The organism is Geodermatophilus sp. URMC 64, assembly GCF_053502555.1.
Genome location: NZ_CP199955.1, coordinates 2,224,493 through 2,240,567 on the forward strand (window position 1 = coordinate 2,224,493; position 16,075 = coordinate 2,240,567).

17 protein-coding genes are annotated in these 16,075 nt (G+C 74.1%); 8 read left to right on the forward strand and 9 right to left on the reverse strand.

Annotated elements, in window-relative coordinates; genetic code table 11:
• The first annotated feature begins 34 nt into the window (after positions 1-34).
• Both ACWIYF_RS10925 and ACWIYF_RS10930 read left to right on the forward strand, forming a co-directional pair.
• Complete coding sequence (locus tag ACWIYF_RS10925) at positions 35-457, forward strand: YkvA family protein (RefSeq protein ID WP_448628151.1); 423 nt, start codon at positions 35-37, stop codon at positions 455-457.
• Positions 454-2,163 carry a glycoside hydrolase family 13 protein gene (locus tag ACWIYF_RS10930; protein ID WP_448628152.1) on the forward strand — a complete coding sequence of 570 codons (1,710 nt, stop codon included), beginning with the start codon at positions 454-456 and terminating at the stop codon, positions 2,161-2,163. The genes ACWIYF_RS10925 and ACWIYF_RS10930 overlap by 4 nt, the downstream gene beginning before the upstream one ends.
• Positions 2,164-2,172: 9 nt before the next feature.
• Here the strand turns inward: ACWIYF_RS10930 and ACWIYF_RS10935 are convergent, their stop codons facing one another.
• The 3 genes from ACWIYF_RS10935 to ACWIYF_RS10945 all read right to left on the reverse strand — a co-directional run bounded on the left by ACWIYF_RS10935 (position 2,173) and on the right by ACWIYF_RS10945 (position 4,708).
• Positions 2,173-2,631 carry a DUF1707 SHOCT-like domain-containing protein gene (locus tag ACWIYF_RS10935; RefSeq protein ID WP_448628153.1) on the reverse strand — a complete coding sequence of 153 codons (459 nt, stop codon included), beginning with the start codon at positions 2,629-2,631 and terminating at the stop codon, positions 2,173-2,175.
• A gap of 65 nt (positions 2,632-2,696) precedes the next feature.
• Positions 2,697-3,554 (reverse strand): FAS1-like dehydratase domain-containing protein, encoded by an 858-nt coding sequence (locus ACWIYF_RS10940; protein ID WP_448628154.1) that lies wholly within the window; start codon positions 3,552-3,554, stop codon positions 2,697-2,699.
• A complete protein-coding gene (locus ACWIYF_RS10945) occupies positions 3,551-4,708 on the reverse strand; it encodes an acyl-CoA dehydrogenase family protein (RefSeq protein ID WP_448628155.1) in 1,158 nt (385 codons plus the stop codon). Before ACWIYF_RS10945 ends, ACWIYF_RS10940 begins: the two co-directional genes overlap by 4 nt.
• Before the next feature lie 21 nt (positions 4,709-4,729).
• On the opposite strand from ACWIYF_RS10945, the gene ACWIYF_RS10950 reads away from it, so the two are divergent.
• A complete protein-coding gene (locus tag ACWIYF_RS10950; RefSeq protein ID WP_448628156.1) occupies positions 4,730-5,458 on the forward strand; it encodes a DUF72 domain-containing protein in 729 nt (242 codons plus the stop codon).
• Here ACWIYF_RS10950 and ACWIYF_RS10955 read toward each other — a convergent pair.
• The 4 genes from ACWIYF_RS10955 to ACWIYF_RS10970 form a co-directional block, all read right to left on the reverse strand.
• Positions 5,455-5,922 carry an SRPBCC family protein gene (locus tag ACWIYF_RS10955; RefSeq protein WP_448628157.1) on the reverse strand — a complete coding sequence of 156 codons (468 nt, stop codon included), beginning with the start codon at positions 5,920-5,922 and terminating at the stop codon, positions 5,455-5,457. The genes ACWIYF_RS10950 and ACWIYF_RS10955 overlap by 4 nt on opposite strands.
• An 81-nt stretch (positions 5,923-6,003) precedes the next feature.
• Entirely contained in the window at positions 6,004-6,939 is a 936-nt protein-coding gene (locus ACWIYF_RS10960) for an HNH endonuclease (RefSeq protein WP_448628158.1), read from the reverse strand.
• Between the two features lie 557 nt (positions 6,940-7,496).
• Complete coding sequence (locus ACWIYF_RS10965; protein WP_448628159.1) at positions 7,497-8,687, reverse strand: glycoside hydrolase family 3 N-terminal domain-containing protein; 1,191 nt, start codon at positions 8,685-8,687, stop codon at positions 7,497-7,499.
• On the reverse strand, positions 8,684-9,067 hold the full coding sequence (locus ACWIYF_RS10970) for a VOC family protein (RefSeq protein WP_448628160.1): 384 nt from the start codon (positions 9,065-9,067) through the stop codon (positions 8,684-8,686). The genes ACWIYF_RS10965 and ACWIYF_RS10970 overlap by 4 nt, the downstream gene beginning before the upstream one ends.
• Before the next feature lie 140 nt (positions 9,068-9,207).
• Between ACWIYF_RS10970 and ACWIYF_RS10975 the strand changes: the two genes are divergently transcribed.
• Entirely contained in the window at positions 9,208-9,618 is a 411-nt protein-coding gene (locus tag ACWIYF_RS10975) for a hypothetical protein (protein WP_448628161.1), read from the forward strand.
• Here ACWIYF_RS10975 and ACWIYF_RS10980 read toward each other — a convergent pair.
• Positions 9,615-10,436, reverse strand: coding sequence for an IclR family transcriptional regulator domain-containing protein (locus tag ACWIYF_RS10980; RefSeq protein WP_448628162.1), 822 nt, complete (start codon positions 10,434-10,436; stop codon positions 9,615-9,617). The genes ACWIYF_RS10975 and ACWIYF_RS10980 overlap by 4 nt on opposite strands.
• Before the next feature lie 14 nt (positions 10,437-10,450).
• Complete coding sequence (locus tag ACWIYF_RS10985; RefSeq protein ID WP_448628163.1) at positions 10,451-11,944, reverse strand: amidohydrolase family protein; 1,494 nt, start codon at positions 11,942-11,944, stop codon at positions 10,451-10,453.
• 241 nt (positions 11,945-12,185) lie between these two features.
• Between ACWIYF_RS10985 and ACWIYF_RS10990 the strand changes: the two genes are divergently transcribed.
• Genes ACWIYF_RS10990 through ACWIYF_RS11005 form a run of 4 tightly spaced genes read left to right on the forward strand, consistent with a single transcriptional unit; the run spans position 12,186 to position 16,011 of the window.
• Positions 12,186-13,361 (forward strand): CaiB/BaiF CoA transferase family protein, encoded by a 1,176-nt coding sequence (locus ACWIYF_RS10990; protein WP_448628164.1) that lies wholly within the window; start codon positions 12,186-12,188, stop codon positions 13,359-13,361.
• Positions 13,358-14,158 carry a citryl-CoA lyase gene (locus tag ACWIYF_RS10995; RefSeq protein WP_448628165.1) on the forward strand — a complete coding sequence of 267 codons (801 nt, stop codon included), beginning with the start codon at positions 13,358-13,360 and terminating at the stop codon, positions 14,156-14,158. Before ACWIYF_RS10990 ends, ACWIYF_RS10995 begins: the two co-directional genes overlap by 4 nt.
• A 3-nt stretch (positions 14,159-14,161) precedes the next feature.
• Positions 14,162-15,133 carry a quinone oxidoreductase family protein gene (locus ACWIYF_RS11000; protein WP_448628166.1) on the forward strand — a complete coding sequence of 324 codons (972 nt, stop codon included), beginning with the start codon at positions 14,162-14,164 and terminating at the stop codon, positions 15,131-15,133.
• A 17-nt stretch (positions 15,134-15,150) separates the two neighbouring features.
• Complete coding sequence (locus tag ACWIYF_RS11005; RefSeq protein ID WP_448628167.1) at positions 15,151-16,011, forward strand: dioxygenase family protein; 861 nt, start codon at positions 15,151-15,153, stop codon at positions 16,009-16,011.
• Positions 16,012-16,075: the final 64 nt, after the last annotated feature.

The following is a 16,075-nucleotide window of genomic DNA, read 5'->3' on the forward strand; positions in this document are numbered from 1 at the left end:
GCGGCCCCTCGGGGCGTTCTGGGACCATGGATCCGTGCGCGGCTGGCTGACGGGGCTCGGGATCGCCGCGGCGGTCATGATCGCCAGCTGGGTGGTCCTCGTCCTGCTGGCCCGCCGCCTGCCCGAGGGCACCGCGAAGGAGCTGGCCCGGTTCCTGCCGGCCTGCGTCACCACGGCCCGGCGGCTGCGCGTGAACCCGGCGGTGCCCCGGCGGGCCAAGCTGGCGGTCGGGTTCGCCGGCCTCTGGGTGCTCTCGCCGATCGACCTCATCCCGGAGTTCCTGCCGGTCATCGGCCCCCTGGACGACGTCGTCGTCGTCGCGCTGGCGCTGCGCTACGCGGCCCGGCAGGTGCCGCGCGAGGTCCTGCTCGAGGCGTGGCCCGGCGACCGGCGGATCATCGAGCGACTGCTGGGCCCACCTCGTGCGACGTCCGCCCCGATCGACCGAGAGCGGTGACCGTGCCCGACGCCCCGTGGTGGACCAGCGCCGTCGTCTACCAGATCTACCCGCGCTCCTTCCAGGACTCCGACGGCGACGGCATCGGCGACCTCGGGGGAGTGCTGCAGCGGCTGGACCACCTCTCCGACCTCGGCGTCGACGTCCTGTGGCTCTCGCCGGTGTACCCCTCGCCGCAGGCCGACAACGGCTACGACATCTCCGACTACCAGGACGTCGACCCGCTCTTCGGCAGCCTGGCCCAGCTCGACGAGCTGATCGCCGCCCTGCACGCCCGCGGGATGAAGCTGGTCATGGACCTGGTGGTCAACCACACCAGCGACGAGCACCCGTGGTTCGTGGAGTCCCGGTCGGGGCCGGGCTCGGCCAAGCGGGACTGGTACTGGTGGCGGCCGCCGCGGCCGGGCCTGGCCGCCGGCGCCCCGGGCGCCGAGCCGACCAACTGGGCGTCGTTCTTCTCCGGGCCGGTGTGGGAGCTCGATGAGGCGAGCGGGGAGTACTACCTGCACCTGTTCGACAGGAAGCAGCCGGACCTCAACTGGGAGAACCCCGAGGTCCGGCAGGCGGTCTACGCGATGATGCGGTGGTGGCTCCACCGCGGTGTCGACGGTTTCCGCATGGACGTCATCAACATGATCTCCAAGGACGTCGCCCCCGACGGTCATCTGCACGACGGGCCGCCGATCCCCGGGACCGGCCTCGGTGACGGCTCCGCGTTCTACCTCTGCGGCCCGCGCATCCACGAGTTCCTCCAGGAGATGCACCGGGAGGTGTTCGCCGGGCACGACTCGCGGCTGCTGCTGGTCGGCGAGATGCCCGGCGTCACCGTGGAGGAGGCGCGGCTGTTCACCGACCCGGCCCGCGCCGAGGTGGACATGGTGTTCCAGTTCGAGCACGTCGGCCTCGACCACGGGGCGTCGAAGTGGGACCTGCGCCCCTTGAGGATGCGCGACCTCAAGGCCTCGTTCGGCCGCTGGCAGGCCGGCCTGGCCGACGTCGGCTGGAACTCCCTCTACTGGGACAACCACGACCAACCGCGCGCCGTCTCCCGCTTCGGCGACGACTCCCCGGAGCACCGGCGCAACTCGGCCACCTGCCTGGCCACCCTCCTGCACCTGCACCGCGGGACGCCCTACGTCTACCAGGGCGAGGAGCTCGGCATGGCGAACTACCCGTTCGCCGGGATCGAGGAGTTCCGGGACGTCGAGTCGGTCAACCAGTACGAGGCGGCGGTGGTCGGAGGACGCGATCCGGGAGAGGTCCTGCGTGGCCTGAGGAAGATGAGCCGGGACAACGCGCGCACGCCCGTGCAGTGGGACGGCTCGCCGTCCGCCGGGTTCACCACCGGGACGCCGTGGCTGCCGGTCAACCCCGACCACGTCGAGTGGAATGCCGAGCGCCAACGGGGGGACGACGGGTCCGTGCTGGCCCACTACCGGCGGCTGATCGCCCTGCGCCACGAGAACCCGGTCGTGGCGCTCGGCGACTTCACCCTGCTGCTGCCGGACCACGACGACGTGTACACCTTCACCCGGGCGCTCGACGGCGACCGGCTGCTCGTCGTCTGCAACGTCAGCGGCCGGCCGTGCGCGCTCGGCGAGCTGCTGCCCGAGGCGGTGGACGCCGAGCTGGTGCTGGGCAACCTGCCGGAGGCCGACCCCGCCGTCCTCGGCCCGTGGGAGGCGCGGGTGCTGCGCCCCCGCTGAGGCCGGCGATCAGTCCCAGTGGTGGTGACCGTGGTCGTGGTGGTCCCAGCCGCCGCCGAGATCGGCGGCGTCGGCCATCGCCGCGGTGAGGATCATGACCAGCAGCACGCCGAGCAGGATGGCGCTGATCAGCACCCACCGCCGCCGCGTCCGGTCGGCCAGCGCCCATGTCGGGGCGCCCATCACGGACGTCCGCGCCTGCAGCGCCGCCGTGGACGCCACCGCCCGCCAGCCGGGGGCGACCGGGGTCGGGTCCGGCAGGTCGGCCGTGAGGGGTGGCAGGTCGTCGACGTAGCGCGCCGCGAAGGCGGCCGACGTCCGTTCGTGTCCCTCCTCCACGGTCAGCAGGCCGGCGCCGACGGCGTCGTGCAGCCGGTGCACGACCGCCTCGCGCTGGGCGTCGGAGGCGCGGACGCGGCGCCCCGAGCCGGGCGGCGCGGTGGTGCCGGGGTCGGTCGGTGCGGTCATCGCGGAGCTCCCCTCGCTCACCCGTCCTGGGGCTGTCGAGGGTGCGCCTCCGAGCTGTGTTCTGTCTATGAATCCTCAGGTCGCCAGCGCAGGCGGCCGGTGACCGACGGCTGGGCGCCCGGGGTGCCGGCGGCCAGCCGTGCGCCGGCGCCGTCCGGGCCGCCGGAGGCGAGCACCGGCCGGCCGGCGAACGACGGGCGCTCCAGGCGGTACTCGAACCCGGAGACCGCGTGGTCGGGGGCGAAGCGACGCGGCAGCTCGAGGAGCAGCAGGGCGAGCAGGGGGCCGTGCACGACCAGGCCGGGATAGCCCTCCACGCCGGTGACGTACTCGTGGTCGTAGTGGATGCGGTGGGTGTTGTAGGTCAGGGCGCTGAAGCGGAACAGCATGCGGGGGTCGGGGTCCACGCGCAGCTGCCAGGGGTCCTCGACGGGCGCCTCCGCCGGCGCCGGCTCGGGTGCGCGGCGCTGCGGGGTGCCGGCGGGCTGGCTGCGGTAGACGACGTCCTGCTCCTCGACGACGGCGAGCTCGCCGTCGCGCTCGTAGCGGTGCCGGACGGTCACGAACACCATCTCGCCGGTGCGCCCGGTGGCCGGGCGGACCCTCACCAGGCGGGAGTGCCGGACCAGCTCGGCGCCGATCGGCACCGGGGCGAGGAACTCCAGCCGGCCGCCGGCGATCATGCGGCGCCGGTCGGGGACGGGCGGCAGGAAGTGCCCGTCGGCGGGATGGCCGTCCTCGCCGAGCGCCGACTGCGGCGGCGCCTCGAGGAAGGAGAACCAGTGCCACAGCGGCGGGAGCTCGTCGGGGGCGGGCTGGTCGAGCAGCGCGGCGAAGGCCGCCACCGGCCAGGGACCGATCCGGTCGACGGCCTCGACGGGACGTGGCGCCCAGTCGGCGAGCAGCTCGGCGAGGCGGTTCACCGCGGGAGGCCGCCGCGCTGGATCAGCTGCCGGGCGATGACGTCGCGCTGGATCTCGTTGGTGCCCTCGCCGACGATCATCAGCGGTGCGTCGCGGAAGTAGCGCTCGACGTCGAACTCCGTCGAATACCCGTAGCCGCCGTGGATGCGGACGGCGTCCAGGGCGATCTGCATCGCCGTCTCGGAGGCGAACAGCTTGGCCATGCCCGCCTCGAGGTCGCTGCGCCGTCCGCTCTCCAGCGTTTCGGCGGCGTGCAGGACCAGTTGCTTGGCCGCGGTCAGCTTGGTGGCCATGTCGGCGAGGTAGTTGCCGATCGACTGGTGCTGCCAGATCGGCTTGCCGAACGACTCGCGTTCCTGGGCGTAGCGCAGCGCGTCGTCGAACGCCGCCTGCGCGACGCCGACGGCGCGGGCGGCGACCTGCAGCCGGCCGGTCTCCAGGCCGGTCATCATCTGCGCGAAGCCCCGGCCCTCCACCCCGCCGAGCAGCGCGTCGGCGGATGCACGGTAGCCGTCGAAGACGAGCTCGCAGCTCTCGACGCCCTTGTAGCCGAGCTTGGGCAGGTCGCGGGAGACGGTGAAGCCGGGGCCGTGCTCCACCAGCAGGATCGAGATGCCGCGGTGCGGAGGTGAGGCCGCGGGGTCGGTCTTGCACAGCAGCGCGATCAGCTGGGAGCGGCGGGAGTTGGTGATCCACGTCTTGGCGCCGGAGACGACGTAGCCGTCGTCGTCCTTCTTGGCGACCGTCGTCATCGCCTGCAGGTCGGAGCCGCCGCCGGGCTCGGTGAGCGCCATGGTCGCGCGGACCTCGCCGGTGGCCATGCGGGGCAGATACTTCTGCTTCTGCGCCTCGGTGCCGAAGCCGAGCAGCAGCTTGGCGACGACGGTGTGCCCGCCCATCGCGCCGGCCAGCGACATCCAGCCGCGGGCCAGCTCCGCCGTGACCAGCGCGTAGCACGGCATCGACACCGGCGCCTCGCCCCACGGCTCGGGGATTGCCAGTCCGAAGACGCCGAGCTCCTTCATCCGGTCGATGAGCGCCTCCGGGTACTCGTTGGCGTGCTCGAGGTCGCGGGCCACCGGGGCCACTTCCTCGTCCACGAAGCGGCGCACGGTGTGGAGGACGAGCTCTTCCTCCGGCGAGAGCTGCGGCATGGGTCCAGACTGCCGTACGGGATGAGTGTGTGGATCGGGACGTCGGGCTGGAGCTACGCGCACTGGGACGACGTCCTCTACCCGCCGGGCACGCCGCCGTCGGCCCGGCTCGGGCACTACGTGCGGCGGTTCCCGACCGTGGAGCTCAACGCGTCGTTCTACCGCTGGCCGCGCACGGCGACCTTCGCCTCGTGGCGCCGGCGACTGCCGCCCGGCTTCCAGCTCTCGGTGAAGGCGCCGCGCGGGCTCACCCACGCCAAGCGGTTGTACGCGCCGGAGGCGTGGGTGCCCCGGTTCCGGGAGTGCTGGCACGAGCTCGGGGACAAGCGGGCGGTCTTCCTCGTGCAGCTGCACCCCGCGCACGAGCGGGACGACGAGCGGCTGGACTTCTTCCTGGCGGCGCTACCGGACTGGATGCGCGTCGCCGTGGAGTTCCGGCACCCCTCGTGGCACGACGACGGCGTGTACGCGCTGCTCGAGCGGCACGACGCGGCCTACGTCGTGATGAGCGGCGCGAAGCTGCCGTGCGTGCTGCGGGCCACGGCGCCGTTCGTGTACGTCCGGATGCACGGGCCCGATCCCGCGCACCTCTACGCCGGCTCGTACTCCGACGAGGACCTGCGCTGGTGGGCATCGCGCATCGGCGAGTGGTCGGGGCAGGGCCGCGACGTGTACGTCTACTTCAACAACGACGGCTTCGGCCACGCCGTCCGCAACGCCGACACCCTGCGCGCCTTCGTCGGTGCCTAGCCGCGGCCGCCCTCGACGAGCGCGGCGAGGCGGGCGAGCGACTCCTGCCAGCCGAGCTCGTTGTCCTCGGGCCGCACACCGCTCGGCAGGCCCTCGTGGACCGCGACGAGGTCGGTACCGCCATCGGGCGCGTCGGCGAGAGTGACGGTGATCGTCATGGCGCCGCGCAACGCCGGGTCGTCGGTCTCGAACTCGTCGACCTCGACGACACGCTCGCCCGGGACCAGCTCGGTGAACCGGCCGGTGTAGGTGTCGGTGTGCGCCTTCGTCTTGCCGGCCCGATCGGGGCTGTCATAGGTGAGCGAGACCCGCAGCCGGCCGCCCTCGCTCGCGTCCCACTCGTGCACCTCGCTGGTCATGCCGGGTGGGACCTTCCACCGGGCCACCGCGTCCCGGTCGAGCAGCGCGCGGAACACCGCGGACCGCGGCGCGGCGATGTGCCGGGTCACCTTCGTCGTGCTCACGCGCGGCACCTCCGGTCGTGTCGTCTACCGCGGACATGTCGGCTCGTCGACATGGGGACGAGCCGACCTGTCTTTCCGTCGTCAGAACGGTGGTGGGTCGTCGGGCGGGTCAGGGGGTGGCGGCGGTGGTGGTCGCCGGCGCATCGTCCACGGTCGGGTGGTGCGGGTGACGCCCGACGGGGTGGTGACGTGCAGCGTGCCGTCGGGCTCCATGGCGAAGCGCCAGCCGCGGAAGAGGGTCTTCAGCCGGTGGTGGGTGCGGCACAGGCAGCACAGGTTGGTGCAGGTGGTCGGCCCGCCGCGGGAGTGGGCGACGACGTGGTCGTGGTCGGCCCGGCCGGCCCGCTGCCCGCAGAACGGATGCCGGCAGGTGCGGTCGCGGGTGCCGATGAACTCCCGCTGCGCGCCGGTCGGGGTGTAGCGCTCAGTGGCCGCCGGCGGGGTGAGCCCCGCGCCGCGGCGGACCAGCTTCTCCAACTCCTCCCGGCTCACCGTGGCGAGCAGCCGGCCGGTCGCGTCGGTGATCGCGAAGGTCAGCGACCCGCCCTCGGGGGTGTGCAGGCCGAGCGCGCCGATCCGGCGCAGCAGCCCGGCCAGGTGCGCCGGGGTGATGGCGAAGCCGTTGACCTCGCCCGGGGCGGTGCTCGCCCCCTCCAGCGCCTCCAGGGCGGCGGTGATCGTCAGGCTGGCCCGGGCACCGGCGGCGCCGATGGCGGCGCCGCGCACCAGCAGGGAGAACAGCTCGGCGCGGAGCTGCCCGATCGGGCGCGGATCGCCGTCGGCCTTGGCCTGCTGGGCCAGGGTGTTGAGGAAGTCGACGCCCTCGGCGGCCTCCTCCGCCGGCAGCTCCGCGCCGAGGGTGGCCCGCCCGGCCGGGCCGGGCTCGACGAACACATCCAAATTCTTCTCTGCCAGCGTGCGGGTCTCGTCGGCCGTCGCGGGGTCGAGGTCGAGCAGCACCTCGAGGATGCGCCGCTTGAGCGCGGCGAAGCCCAGGCCCGCGGCCTCGGGCAGCACCACCGCCTCCCCGGGCGGCCGGCGCCGGGCGGATGTGTTCCAGGGTGTCGGCGAGGATCTGCGCCCGCCGCTCATCCAGCACGCCGCGCGCCAGGGCGGCGCCGGTGGCCGGCAGGCGGTGCCGCCAGCTCCAGGCCCGGCGCAGCCTGTGCGCCGCGGTACCCCGCCCGACGCCGAGCACCAGGCCCAGCTCGTCGGGACAGGACTCGCTGATCCCGGGGAACTCCGGCTCGGTCTGCCGCCAGTCCCGGCTGCGCGCCCCCGGATGATCGTCGGCCGGGTCGTCGTCCTCCGGGCGGTCGGCGGCGAACCCCAGCATCACGTCCGCCTCCCGGGCCGCCAGCCGCGCCCGCTCGCCCTGCAGCCGCTGCAGCTCGGCGGCCTTCTGCTCCGCGGTCAGCCAGGAGACGGCAGCCGCGGCTCGGGCGCCGGCCGGGCGAGCACCCAGTCGACCAGAAAGCCCTCCACCGTGGAGGTGCCCGCCGTCTGCTGCATGACCCCAACATAGGGACGGGGTCCGACAGTTTCGGCAGGTCAGCGGGTCAGACCCGCGGATCTCAGGCCGGAGGCAGCAGGCCGGCGCGCGCCTTCGCGGCCAGCGCCGTCCGAACCGCGGCGTCCACCTTCTTCGCGAACGCTGGGTCGGCGGCGTCACGCGCGAGTACGGCGTCCTGCATCCCCGGCAGGACCGACGCCGTCACTGTGAGCACCAGGGTGCCGCCGGCCTCGAGGAAGCGCACCGCGCGGTCGCCGGGCGCGACGTCCTGGACCGCCACCGCGTTGCCGACGTCGTCGGTGACGACGACGCCGCGGAAGCCCACGTCGCCCCGCAGCACCTCGCCGATCACGACCGGCGAGAACACCGCGGGCGTCGTCGGGTCGATCAGCTCGTAGGTCGCCGACGACGCCATCACGAACGGGTGCGCCGGGCTGCGCGAGAGCGCGCCGAACGCGGCGACCTGGTCGCCGTCCGGCGGCGTCGAGTCGTCCACGACGTCCGCGCTCACGTCGGTGTTCCCCGTGACCGACCCCAGCCCGGGGAAGTGCTTGAGCGTCGCCGTCACGTCGTGCGCGTCGAGGCCCCGGACGACGGCGCCCGCGGCCGAGACGACCGCTGCCGCGGTGTCGCCGTACTGCCGGTCGAAGGCGCCGATCGGGGCGTTGGAGTCCGCCGTCGCGGCCGGGACGACGTCGGCGACCGGCGCCAGGTCGAGGTTGAGTCCGGCCGCGGCGAGCGAGGCGCCCATGCCGTCGGCCAGCTGGTCCAGCGCGGCCGGCGGCAGCTGCCCCTGGGCGAGCGCCGACGGCAGTTCGCCGAACCCTGGCCCGGACAGCGTCTGCACGAGCCCGCCCTCCTGGTCGGCGGCCACCCACGGGCGGACCCCGGCCGCCGACCAGCGGCCGGTCACCGCGGCGAGGTCGGTCGTCGAGATGGCGGAGCGCCCGGCCAGGAACACCCCGCCGACGCCGTCGGCCACCAGCGCGTCGCCGGCCGAGAGGTCCGACAGCGGGACGCCGACCACGAACAGCTGCGCGATCTGCGCCCGCCGGTCCAGCCCGGCCAGCGCGGCGCTCACCTGCGCTGCCTGCGCCGGGGTCAGCCCGTCGGGGTCGGCCGGCGGGGCCGGGGCGGACGACGGCGCCGAGGGTGACGACGCGGGCGCCCCCGAATGCGAGGACGACGAGCACCCGGCCACCGCCAGCCCGGCCAGCACCGCGGCGAGGGCCCGGCGCACGGCCGCGGTCACCGCTGGTCCCGGCGCAGCGGGTGGTCGGCGGGCACCTCGACCAGCACGATGCGGACGCCGTCCGGGTCGGCGAGCCAGGCCTCGACGAGCCCCCACGGCTCCTGCCGGGGCTCGCGGAGCACCGGCACCCCGGCCGCGGCCAGCCGCGCGACCTCGGCGGCGACGTCGCGGACCTGCAGCCACAGCGCCAGCCCGCCGACCGGGCCGTCGGAGCGGCCGGAGACCTCCAGCAGCCCGTTGCCGGTGAAGAACACCAGGCCCGGTGAGTCCGGTGGGCCGAACTCGCGGGCGACCGCCAGGCCGAGCACGTCGCGGTAGAAGGCCTGGCTGCGCGCCGGGTCGGCCGGGCGGAGGAGCACCCGGCTGCTCAGCACGTCCATGCGGCCATCCTCGCCCCAGCACTGCCGGGGTGGGGCGGCGGCCGGCTTCCGGCGAGTCGCACCGGAGCCAGGCCGCCGGACGACGTGCGCGAGTGGACGAGCAGCGGCCGGGCTACGGTCGCGGCAGAAAGGGGACGCCGATGACCGACCAGGAAGGCACCCAGCCGGAGCCGGGCAACTCCGGGCTGGTGGGGCGCTCGATCGAGGAGTTCGTGCACCAGTTGCGCTCGTTCACCGACCGCGCGCGGGGCCTGGCCGCCGGCGCCGTCCCGTCCGGGATCAGCCTGCCGTCCCTGCCCAGCCCGCCGGGCGCGATGTCCGCCGCCCAGCTCCGGGCGGTCGCCGACGCGGTCAAGGCGCAGCGGCAGCAGCTGCAGGCCATGACCGCGCAGTTCCAGGCCTTCGACCAGCAGCTCGCCGTCTTCGAGCGGGTGCTCGAGCCCCTGGTCGAGTGGAGCGCGTCGTGGGCGCGCCTGGAGGAGGGAGTCGCCTCGCTGGTCCGCCGCGACGGCACCGGCGGCGACGACCGGCGCCCCGCCGGAGAGGCCTAACCTGCCGCGGAGCCCGGCCGCGGAACCTCGACGTGCGGCCGGCTCTGCCACAGCGCCCACTCCGCGCTGACCTCGCCGGCGGTGCGCAGCAGCCGCGGCAGGTGGTCGCGCAGGAGCCGCTCGATGGAGGTCTCGGCCGCGTGCACGGTCACGTTCATCGCCGCACGGACGACGCCATCCCGGTCGCGCACCGGCACCGCCACCGACCGCACTCCCGGCGCCAGCTCCTCGTCGGCCAGCGCCCACCCGCGCGCCCGCACCTCGGTCAGCTCGTCGCGCAGCTGCTCCGCCGTCCGTCCGATGTAGGGCGGCAGCCCGGCCCGGCTCGGCTGCGCGAGCGTGGCCTCGAGCTCGTCCGCCGACAGCGCGGCGAGCAGCACCTTGCCCTGCGAGGTCTGCTGCGCCGGGAACCGGGTGCCGATGTCCACGCGCAGCGCGATCAGCTTGGGCACCGACACCCGCGCGACGTAGACGATGTCGGACCCGTCGAGCTGCGCCATCGACGACGACTCGCCGGTCTCGGCGACCAGCCGCTCCAGGTGCGGGCGGGCGATGTCCCACAGCCCGAGCGCGCCGACGTAGGCCATGCCGAGGGTGAGCACCTTGGGGGTCAGCTCGAAGCCCGCGCCGGTGGCGCGGACGAAGCCGAGCTCCTCGAGGGTGAGCAGCAGCCGCCGCGCCGTCGGCCGCGCCAGCCCGGCCGCCGTCGCGACCTCGGTCAGGGACATCGTCCGGTGGCCGGCGTCGAAGCAGGCCAGGACGTCGAGGCCGCGCGCGAGCGCCTCCACGAAGTCCGGGCCTGCCCCGCGCCCCGCCATGATCCGATGCCCCCTCAGCGGCCGAGGACGCGGTCCTCGCCGCCGGCCCGCTTCGACTCGTCCTTGAAGTCGGTGTACTGGTACGGGTTCTCCAGGATCGACTGCTCGGCTTCCGGCATCTCCGGGAACATCCCGGCCTGCCAGACCTCCTCGCCGCACTCCTTCTTCAGGTGGTCGATGGTGTTCTCGATCTCCTGCCGCACCGGCGCGAGGTCGATGCCGACCAGCTTCCCGTCGTGCTTCACGACCCGCCCGTCGACGACGACGGTGTGCACGTCGCCGCGCTGAGCCTGGAAGACGACGTGACCGATCGGGTTCAGCAGCGGGAAGGAGACCGGCGAGTCGTCGTTCTTGATCAGGACGACGTCGGCCTTCTTGCCGGCCTCGAGGCTGCCCAGATCGCGCTCGCGGCCGATGGTGTGCGCCCCGCCCCGGGTGCACCACCGGAGCACGTCCTTCGCCCGGAGCCGCAGGTGCGTGATCGTCTCGCCCTTGAGGTGGGCGTCCATGTGCTCGGACATGCGGTCGGCGTTCAGCGTCGCGCGCATCGCGGAGAACATGTCGCCGCTCCACCACACGCTGGTGTCCATCGACAGCGACACCGGGATGCCGTACTGCAGGACCTGCTCGGTCGGCGCGTGCCCCTGCCCGGCGCTGCACTCCGACTCCGTCGCCACCGAGATCGAGCCGCCGGTCGCGGCGATCCGCTGGTAGGAGTCGCGGGTCAGCGTCGAGGCGTGCACGTACGTCGTCTCCGGCGTCATGAAGCCGCCGTCGTACATCTGCTGGATGCCGGTGTCGCTCGTGGCGCCCCAGACGCCGGCGTGCGTGGTCACCGGGATGCCGAGCTCGCGGGCCACCTCGAACGCCGCCTTCTCCGGGAAGGCCGGGTCGCCGGTGACGTCGAAGGCCATCTGCACGCCCATCATGTCGTCACCGGCGTCGCGCAGCCGCTCCAGCAGCGAGCGGACGGCCGGGTCGGCGCTCCACTCCCAGGGGCCGGCCTGGATGTTCCCGTAGGCCATGACGAACCGGCCGGGCACCGACCGCAGCGCCTCGACGGCCGCCTCGCCGTGGTCGATGGTCTGCAGGTTGTGCGACCAGTCGACGGTCGTGGTCACGCCGGCGTCGAGCGACTCGATGGCCGCCAGCCGGTTGCCCGCGGCGATGTCCTCGGGGCGGAACTTCCTGCCGTGCTCGAGGTAGTACCAGACGAAGTACTGGGTGAGCGTCCAGTCGGCGCCGTAGCCGCGCATCGCGGTCTGCCACATGTGCCGGTGCGTGTCGATCATGCCCGGCATGACGATCCCGCCGCGGGCGTCGATCTCCTGGGTGCCCTCCGGCACCTCCAGGCGGGGGCCGACGGCCTCGATCCGGTCGCCGACGACGAGCACGTCGGCATCGGTCAGGACGGTGGACGCGTCGTCCATCGTCAGGACGGTGCCGCCCCGGAACACCAGCGGCCGGCCGGCCTCGGGTGCCGGGCTCGCGGGATCGGACTGGCTCATGCTGGCCTCCTCGACGTCGTCGTCTGCGGTCGGACGGCCGTCCGCACAGCGGACGGCGGTCTCGGCCGACACCCTGGTGTGACGCCCGGCACATGTCAAGGCCGCGGTGCGGCAGAATGGCCCGCGGCCAGCGGAGCCGATCGCCCCGCTTGACAGTCCGGAGCAGGCGATCCGAGACTGCGGCTGTCACGGACATCTGTCCGCACAGCGGGCGGCAGAACGGAAGGGCACGCAGACAGCGATGACCGACGGACCGCCCCGCACCGGCCCACTCGCGGGGCTGCTCGTCGCCGATTTCTCCCGCATCCTGGCCGGCCCCTACGCGACGATGCTGCTGGCCGACCTCGGCGCCGAAGTGGTCAAGGTGGAGGGCCCCGGCGGGGACGACACCCGCACCTGGCAGCCCCCGGTCCGCGACGGCATCTCCACCTACTACCTGGGCGTCAACCGCAACAAGCGCTCGGTCGCGCTCGACCTCAAGGACCCCGAGGACGTCGCCCTCGCCCAGGAGCTGGCCCGGCGTGCGGACGTGCTCGTCGAGAACTTCAAGCCCGGCGGCCTGGCCCGCTTCGGCCTCGACTACGACACAGTGGCCGCCGCCAACGCCGGCATCGTCTACGCCTCGATCAGCGGCTTCGGCAGCGGCCCCGGCGGGCGCTCGCTGCCCGGCTACGACCTGATCGTGCAGGCGATCTCCGGGCTGATGAGCCTCACCGGCGACCCCGACGGCGAGCCCTACCGGGCCGGCGTCGCCGTCTTCGACGTGATGGCCGGGCTGCACGCGAGCATCGGCATCCTCTCCGCGCTGAACCTCCGGCACGAGACCGGCCGCGGCCAGCACGTCGAGGTCAACCTGCTCGCCTCGGCCATGTCCGGGCTGGTCAACCAGACCAGCGCGTTCGTCGCCGGCGGCGTCGTCCCCTTCCGGATGGGCAACAGCCACCCGAGCCTGTTCCCGTACGAGCCGCTGCCCTGCGCCGACGGCGAGCTGATCGTGACCGCCGGCAACGACGGCCAGTTCCGCAAGCTCTGCGAGGTGCTCGGCGTGCCGGAGCTGCCCGACGACCCGCGCTTCCTCCGCAACGAGGACCGCACCGCCAACCGCGACGAGCTGCGCCCGCTGCTGGTCGAGCGGCTGCGCACCCGCGGCAAGATGGACTGGTTCCGGCAGATCATCGCCGCCGGCGTCCCCTGCGGGCCGATCAACACCGTCGACCAGGGGGTCGCCTTCGCCGAGGAGGTGGGGCTCGAGCCCGTGGTCACCGTGGGGGAGGGGGACGCCGCGGTGCCGTCGGTGCGCAACCCGATCCGGTTCTCCGAGACCCCGCCCGACTACCGGCTGCCGCCGCCGACGCTCGACGAGCACGGTGCCGAGATCCGCCGCTGGCTGGGCGACCGCGAGGAGCGTTCGGCATGAGCGAGCTCCGGTTCCCCACCTCCCTGGGCACGTCGACCGCCGACGAGATCCGGCTGCTCGGGCAGGACCTGACCGCCGACCTCATGGGGAAGGTCGGCTTCGGGGAGCTCGCGTTCTGGCTGGTGACGCTGCGCCGGCCGACGCCGTCGGAGGTCCGGGTCTTCGAGGCCGTGCTCGTCGCGCTCGCCGACCACGGGTTCACCCCGACCGCGATCGCCGCCCGGCTCACCTACCTCTCCGCGCCGGACTCCCTGCAGGGGGCGCTGGCCGCCGGCCTGCTCGGCGGCGGCTCCCGCTTCCTCGGCGTCACCGAGGACTGCGGCACCTACCTGCACGAGGTCCTCAGCAGGCAGGACCAGCTCCCGGACGACGACGCCGGCTGGGACGAGCTCGCCCTGGCCGCGGTCCGGGAGACGAAGGCCGCCGGGCGGTTCGTGCCCGGCCTCGGCCACCCGGTGCACAAGGTCCGCGACCCGCGGACGCCGGTGCTCATCGGCATCGCCGAGGAGGAGGGCCTGCGCGGCCCGCACCTGCGGCTGTTCGAGGCGATCGGCCGGGTGCACGAGCAGGTGCTCGGCCGGACACTGCCGCTCAACGGCGCCGGGGTGTGCGGTGCGGCGCTGGCCGACCTGGGCCTGCCGGTCGAGCTGCTGCGCGGCTTCGCGTTGCTGGCCCGCGCCGCCGGGCTGCTCGGCCAGCTCGCCGAGGAGCGCCGCCGGCCGATCGGCATGGACGCCTACCTCGCCGTCGACCGCAACGCCGTCTACGTCGACCCCTCAGCGGACCCGGAGGCCTGAGCGATGCGCGCCGCCGTCCTGACCCGGCACGGGGAGCCGCCCGCCTACGGCGAGCACCCGGACCCCGCCGGCACCGAGGGCCAGGCCCTGGTGCGGGTCACCGCGGCCCCGGTGGTGCCGCTGGACCTGCTCTGCGCCAGCGGCACCTCGTACTTCGGACCGCCGCCGCTGCCGTACGTCCCAGGGGACCAGGGCGTGGGCGTCGTCGAGCGATCGGCCGTGCACCCCCCGGGCACGCGGGTCTTCTTCGTCACCGCCGCCGGCCGGGTGCCGCGGGACGGCAGTCTGGCCGAGTGGGCCCAGGCGCCCGAGGAGGACCTGGTCCCGCTGCCGCCGGACGTGCCCGACGAGCTCGCCGCCGCCGTGGGTCTCTCCGGCGTCGCCGCCTGGATGGCGCTCACCTGGCGGGCGCAGCTCCAGCCGGGTGAGCGCGTGCTCGTGCTCGGCGGCGGCGGCGCGGTGGGACAGGCCGCGCTGGGCATCGCCCGCCTGGTCGGGGCCAGCCGCGTGGTCGCGGTGTGCCGGGACGACGCGGCGGAGGAACGCGCCCGCAGGGCCGGTGCCCAGGAGGTCGTGCGGGTCACCCCGGACGTCGATGCGTTGGCCGCCCGGCTCGCCGAGGCGGTGGACGGCAGCGTCGACGTCGTCCTCGACCCGGTCTTCGGGCCGGTGGCGTCCGCGGCCAGCCGGGTGCTCGCCACGTGCGGCCGCCTGGTCAACCTGGGCGGGATGGCCGGGGACACCGCCGAGTTCTCCTCGTCCGTGCTGCGCGGGCGCACCGCGGCAGTGCTGGGCTACACGAACAACAACATCACGCCGGAGCAGCGCCGCGAGGCGCTGACCGCCGTCACCACGCACGCCGCGGCCGGCCGGGTCACCGTGGCGGCCGAGCAGCTCCCGCTCACCGACGTCGGGGAGGCCTGGCGGCGCCAGGCGACCGGCGACGCCGGCGTGCGGTTCGTCCTCACCCCCTAACCGCGCAGGAGGAACCCATGCAGCTCGTCACCGAGGACAACATCACCGACCTGGCCGTCGAGCGCTGGGCCACCGCGCACGACCCGCGGACGGCGGAGCTGATGACCGCGCTCGTGCGGCACCTGCACGCCTTCGCCCGCGAGGTGCGGCTGACCGAGGACGAGTGGATGGCCGCGATCCAGTGGCTCAACCGCACCGGGCAGATCAGCAACGAGAAGCGCGAGGAGTTCATCCTCACCTCCGACGTGCTCGGCCTGTCGATGCTCGTCGTCCAGATGAACCACCGGCTGGACCCGCGGGCCACCCCGGCGACCGTGCTCGGGCCGTTCCACATCGAGGGCTCGCCGGAGCTCGGCTACGGCGACGACATGTCCCAGGGCCTGCCCGGCACGCCGCTCTACATCCTGGGCGTGGTCAAGGACCTCGACGGCAACCCGGTGCCGAACGCGGTGCTCGACATCTGGCAGGCCGACAACGAGGGGCTCTACGAGTCGCAGCACGCCGACGCCGACGAGGCGCGGCTGCGCGCGAAGTACACGACCCGCGAGGACGGCTCGTACTGCGTGCGCACCGTCGCGCCGCTGGGCTACACCATCCCGATGGACGGCCCGGTCGGCGAGCTCATGGCGAAGACCGACATCAGCCACTTCCGCCCGGCGCACGTGCACTTCCTGCTCAACGTGCCCGGCTACGAGCCGCTGATCACCCACCTGTTCCAGGAGGGGGCCGACTACCTCGACAGCGACGTCGTGTTCGGGGTCAAGGAGGAGCTCGTCGTCCGGTACGAGGAGCGCGAGCCAGGGGAGACCCCCGACGGCAGCAAGTGCGACCAGCCCTGGTACGAGGCGCGGTACGACTTCGTGCTCCAGCCCCGCTGACCCGCCCCTCGCGTGCCGTCCCCCGCGCCATCGGGAACGATGGGGCCGCGGGGGACGGACCTGG